The organism is Citrobacter sp. VF227 (assembly GCF_052950715.1).
In genome coordinates, this window is sequence record NZ_JBRFVF010000027.1 from 1 (window position 1) to 4,359 (window position 4,359).

A 4,359-nucleotide genomic window follows, 5' to 3' on the forward strand; every position below is an offset into this window, starting at 1 on the left:
ATTCAACGTGAGAAGTGTTGATGGTGATACCACGAGCTTTTTCTTCCGGCGCGTTATCGATCTGATCGAATGCACGCGCAGCACCGCCGTAGGTTTTAGCCAGTACGGTAGTGATTGCAGCGGTCAGCGTTGTTTTACCATGGTCAACGTGGCCGATAGTACCGACGTTAACGTGCGGTTTAGTACGTTCAAATTTTTCTTTAGACATCGATTGTCCCTCTAAGACACGGATAAATCGGTGATATCACCACATCAACCAGGCAATATACCTGAGCTGTTGAATGCTTTTAAAAGTAAACAGAGAGAAACGGGAAGGAGAAGTGAAGTGGTGCTGATACCCAGAGTCGAACTGGGGACCTCACCCTTACCAAGGGTGCGCTCTACCAACTGAGCCATATCAGCACGTCTGGAGCGGGCAGCGGGAATCGAACCCGCATCATCAGCTTGGAAGGCTGAGGTAATAGCCATTATACGATGCCCGCATCCTGAAACTCGGCTACCCAGTTCTTTCTGTAACAAAAAAGAGATTGCTCTCTTTTCTGTTCGAGCTGGTTAATTTTTTAACCAACTCAGGCGGCATTAACGCTGCCAGAAAGTGGTGGTGGGGGAAGGATTCGAACCTTCGAAGTCTGTGACGGCAGATTTACAGTCTGCTCCCTTTGGCCGCTCGGGAACCCCACCGGACTTGATGGTGCCGACTACCGGAATCGAACTGGTGACCTACTGATTACAAGTCAGTTGCTCTACCTACTGAGCTAAGTCGGCATCAAGTAGCGCGCATTTTATGGAGACATGCGCACTCATGCAACTAAAAAATTGCATAAAATGTTCTATCGCTCACATTTTGCACTATACGACCGATAAATAATCTATTTTCTCTTTGGGTTGAACAAATTTCCAACGTCAGGCACCCTCCCAGAGGGGTATTTTGCTCCGACATGCGGTTATCAATAGAGAGAAAGCGCATCTTTATACATCTGGAATAGCCGTCACATTGCGTTTCAGGGGATGATTTTTTCTTATTATTCCCCCTCATCTGGTGTTACCCTCCTGCCCATTGTCCAAATTAACTGAAATGTGCATGCCATTGCGGACCGGGGACGATTTCGTTTTTTACCGCAAACCTGATAGAGCAATGGCAGCCAGACCATGCGTATGAGTATAAAAGAGCAAGCGTTAACGTCGCCTTATCTACAGTTTGATCGCAACCAGTGGGCTGCGCTTCGTGATTCCGTGCCGATGACCCTGACCGAGGAAGAAATTGCTCGTTTGAAAGGCATAAACGAAGACTTATCGCTGGAAGAAGTTGCCGAGATTTATTTGCCTCTATCGCGTTTGCTAAATTTTTACATCAGTTCGAACCTGCGGCGTCAGGCGGTGCTGGAGCAATTTTTAGGCACCAACGGCGAGCGTATTCCTTATATCATTAGCATTGCTGGCAGTGTCGCTGTCGGCAAAAGTACGACTGCACGCGTGTTGCAGGCGCTGCTCAGTCGCTGGCCCGAGCATCGTAAGGTTGAGCTGATTACAACAGACGGTTTTCTTCATCCTAACCAGGTGCTGAAAGATCGCGGCCTTATGAAGAAGAAAGGCTTTCCGCAGTCCTATGATATGCACCGGCTGGTTAAATTCGTTTCCGATCTGAAGTCTGGCGTTCCCAACGTTACGGCGCCGGTTTATTCTCATCTGATCTATGATGTGATCCCTGATGGCGACAAAACCGTTGCCCAGCCCGATATATTAATACTCGAAGGACTCAATGTATTACAAAGCGGCATGGACTACCCTCACGATCCGCATCATGTATTTGTTTCTGATTTTGTCGACTTTTCTATTTATGTTGATGCACCAGAAGAATTACTCCAGACATGGTATATCAATCGCTTCCTGAAATTCCGCGAAGGGGCATTCACCAACCCAGACTCTTATTTCCATAACTATGCGAAATTGTCAGAAGATGAGGCCATCAACACGGCTACATCACTGTGGAAAGAAATTAACTGGTTGAATTTAAAACAAAACATATTGCCAACGCGTGAGCGAGCCAGCTTGATTATGACCAAAAGCGCCAATCATGCCGTTGAGCAAGTCAGGCTGCGTAAATAAATAAAAAAGGGGAGCCTGAGCTCCCCTTCTTATTATTCAGCGCTTCTAAGCGATATTTCCCCGCCCATCCAGGGTTTTACCACGCCATTTTGTTCAAGCAGCAATGCACCCTGCGCATCTATTCCACGCGATATACCAAATATTTCTTTATCACCAATAATGAGTTTAACGGGACGGTCGATAAAGTTATCCAGTGCCTTCCAGCGGGACAGATATGGCGCTAACCCCTCTTGCTCAAACAGTACCAACGCAGCACGCAGCTCGCGGATCAGTCGGGCAGCCAGAGTATTACGATCAATATTAATACCCGCTTCCTGTAGGTTAATCCAGCCTTGATTAACCACATTCTCTTCAACCCGACGCATGGACATGTTAATACCCGCGCCAATAACAATCTGCGCGGCATCCCCCGTCTTACCAGTGAGTTCTACCAGGATCCCTGCCAGCTTACGGTCGAGCAAATAGAGATCGTTCGGCCATTTAACACGTACTTTATCCGCACCCAGATCGCGTAAAACCTCAGCCATGACAATACCAATCACCAGGCTCAGGCCAATTGCAGCAGCCGGACCTTGCTCCAGCCGCCAGAACATCGAGAGGTATAGGTTAGCACCAAAGGGAGAGAACCATTTGCGTCCCCTGCGACCACGCCCGGCCTGCTGATATTCAGCGACGCAGGCATCTCCTGACTCAAGTTGGCTAATCCGATCCATCAGGTACTGATTGGTTGAGTCGATAACCGGCAGGACGGTAATATTTCCACCATCCAACTGAGAATGAATAAGTGATGAATCTAATAGTTGGATAGGTTCAGGTAAGCTATATCCTTTACCAGGGACAGTAAATACATCAACACCCCAGTCACGTAGCGTCTGGACATGCTTATTGATTGCCGCACGGCTCATCCCCAGCTTTTCACCGAGTTGCTCACCGGAGTGAAATTCGCCATCGGCTAATAATGAAATAAGCGTCAGGGGGACAGTATTATCCTTCATGCAACGATCTCCACGGCATTAACCTCACCTTGCGGGCCGATAAACCGGACTTCCGGTTCGAGCCAGACGTTGAATTTCTCACCGACTTTTTGGCGTACGTGATGCGCAAGTTGCACCACATCCTGACTCGTAGCATGGTCTGCATTGATCAGCACTAGTGCTTGCTGCTGGTGTACCGCTGCGCCGCCAATGCGCATACCTTTCAGCTGGCATTGATCAATAAGCCAGCCAGCAGCCAGTTTCACAGAGCCATCAGCTTGCGGGTAATGAGGTGCCGTCGGGAATTTAGCCAGAAGATCCTGTGCAATATCTGCGCTGACAACCGGATTTTTAAAGAAACTCCCCGCATTACCGTTTACTTTTGGATCGGGCAGCTTTGTGGTGCGCATATGGCAAACAGAATCAAAAACCTGCTGAGGCGTTACCGTTGCAGAGTCAAGACGTGTCAGGTCACCGTAAGTGAGAACAGGCTGCCAATGTTTAGCTAAACGCAGCCCAACGGCTACAATCGCGAAACGATCCTGGTACTCATGTTTGAAGATGCTGTCACGGTAACCAAATCGGCATTCTGCAGCGCTGACACGCAGATGTTTGCCGGTCGAAAGCTCTACGCAGTCCACATATTCGCAGACGCGCTGCAGTTCCACGCCATAGGCACCAATATTTTGGATGGGGGATGAACCAACGCAACCAGGGATCATCGCCAGATTTTCGAGGCCAGGCATGTTGTGCTCCAGAGCATAACGTACCAGCTGATGCCAGTTTTCACCCGCGCCTACGTGTAGATACCATGCGTCAGGCTTCTCTGTAACCTCGATACCTTTGATACGGTTGACGATCACCGTGCCATGGAAAGTATCAAGAAACAGGACGTTACTCCCCTCACCCAGAATCAGTACCGGATGATGTGATGCATTGGCAGCATGCCAGGCGTTCAACAGTTGTTGCTCATTTTCAGCACAAACAATCTCGTTGGCAGACTGGTCAATGCCGAAGGTGTTCCAGGCTTTAAGGGAGTGATTCATAGACGCTTTCCTGATGCAAAATCGCGCTTAGTTTACCGCATATACCGCAGGATGGCTTGTGTTATGGAGGCTCAGGGTGTTGCTTTGCACCCGATGGCACGCGCTGCGCCGCAGCCGGCGGATTTCACGGCGCACAGACGCAAAAAAGCCCATCCGGCAGGATGGGCTTTTTCACTTTATTTGATGCCTGGCAGTTCCCTACTCTCGCATGGGGAGACCCCACACTACCATCG

4 protein-coding genes, 4 tRNA genes and 1 pseudogene are annotated in these 4,359 nt (G+C 49.2%); 2 read left to right on the forward strand and 7 right to left on the reverse strand.

Annotation, left to right across the window (positions count from 1 at the left end):
• The 5 genes from ACU8YC_RS24515 to ACU8YC_RS24535 form a co-directional block, all read right to left on the reverse strand.
• Window positions 1–208, reverse strand: a 208-nt coding sequence (locus ACU8YC_RS24515) for a GTP-binding protein (protein WP_000031660.1), incomplete at its 3' end; no start/stop codon positions are given.
• A 118-nt stretch (window positions 209–326) separates the two neighbouring features.
• Window positions 327–402, reverse strand: a tRNA-Thr gene (locus ACU8YC_RS24520).
• A 5-nt stretch (window positions 403–407) separates the two neighbouring features.
• A tRNA-Gly gene (locus tag ACU8YC_RS24525) sits at window positions 408–482 on the reverse strand.
• 114 nt (window positions 483–596) lie between these two features.
• Window positions 597–681 (reverse strand) — tRNA-Tyr (locus ACU8YC_RS24530).
• Between the two features lie 8 nt (window positions 682–689).
• Window positions 690–765: transfer RNA gene (locus ACU8YC_RS24535), tRNA-Thr, on the reverse strand.
• A 19-nt stretch (window positions 766–784) separates the two neighbouring features.
• Here ACU8YC_RS24535 and ACU8YC_RS24540 point away from each other — a divergent pair.
• Window positions 785–865, forward strand: a pseudogene (locus ACU8YC_RS24540) (hypothetical protein); the annotation flags it as partial.
• A gap of 290 nt (window positions 866–1,155) precedes the next feature.
• Window positions 1,156–2,106: a type I pantothenate kinase gene (gene coaA / locus ACU8YC_RS24545; protein WP_003031107.1), complete on the forward strand. Its 951-nt coding sequence runs from the start codon at window positions 1,156–1,158 to the stop codon at window positions 2,104–2,106.
• 32 nt (window positions 2,107–2,138) lie between these two features.
• On the opposite strand, the gene birA is transcribed toward coaA, so the two are convergent.
• Together birA and murB are read right to left on the reverse strand one after the other, a co-directional pair.
• Window positions 2,139–3,101: a bifunctional biotin--[acetyl-CoA-carboxylase] ligase/biotin operon repressor BirA gene (birA, locus tag ACU8YC_RS24550; RefSeq protein ID WP_151220040.1), complete on the reverse strand. Its 963-nt coding sequence runs from the start codon at window positions 3,099–3,101 to the stop codon at window positions 2,139–2,141.
• A complete protein-coding gene (murB, locus tag ACU8YC_RS24555; RefSeq protein WP_151220039.1) occupies window positions 3,098–4,126 on the reverse strand; it encodes a UDP-N-acetylmuramate dehydrogenase in 1,029 nt (342 codons plus the stop codon). Before murB ends, birA begins: the two co-directional genes overlap by 4 nt.
• Between the last annotated feature and the right edge of the window lie 233 nt (window positions 4,127–4,359).

Bases quoted from the DNA above. Each gene is read 5' to 3' on its own strand.
- murB (WP_151220039.1), bottom strand. From the start codon at position 4,126: ATGAATCACTCCCTTAAAGCCTGGAACACCTTCGGCATTGACCAGTCT.
- coaA (WP_003031107.1), top strand. From the start codon at position 1,156: ATGAGTATAAAAGAGCAAGCGTTAACGTCGCCTTATCTACAGTTTGAT.
- birA (WP_151220040.1), bottom strand. From the start codon at position 3,101: ATGAAGGATAATACTGTCCCCCTGACGCTTATTTCATTATTAGCCGAT.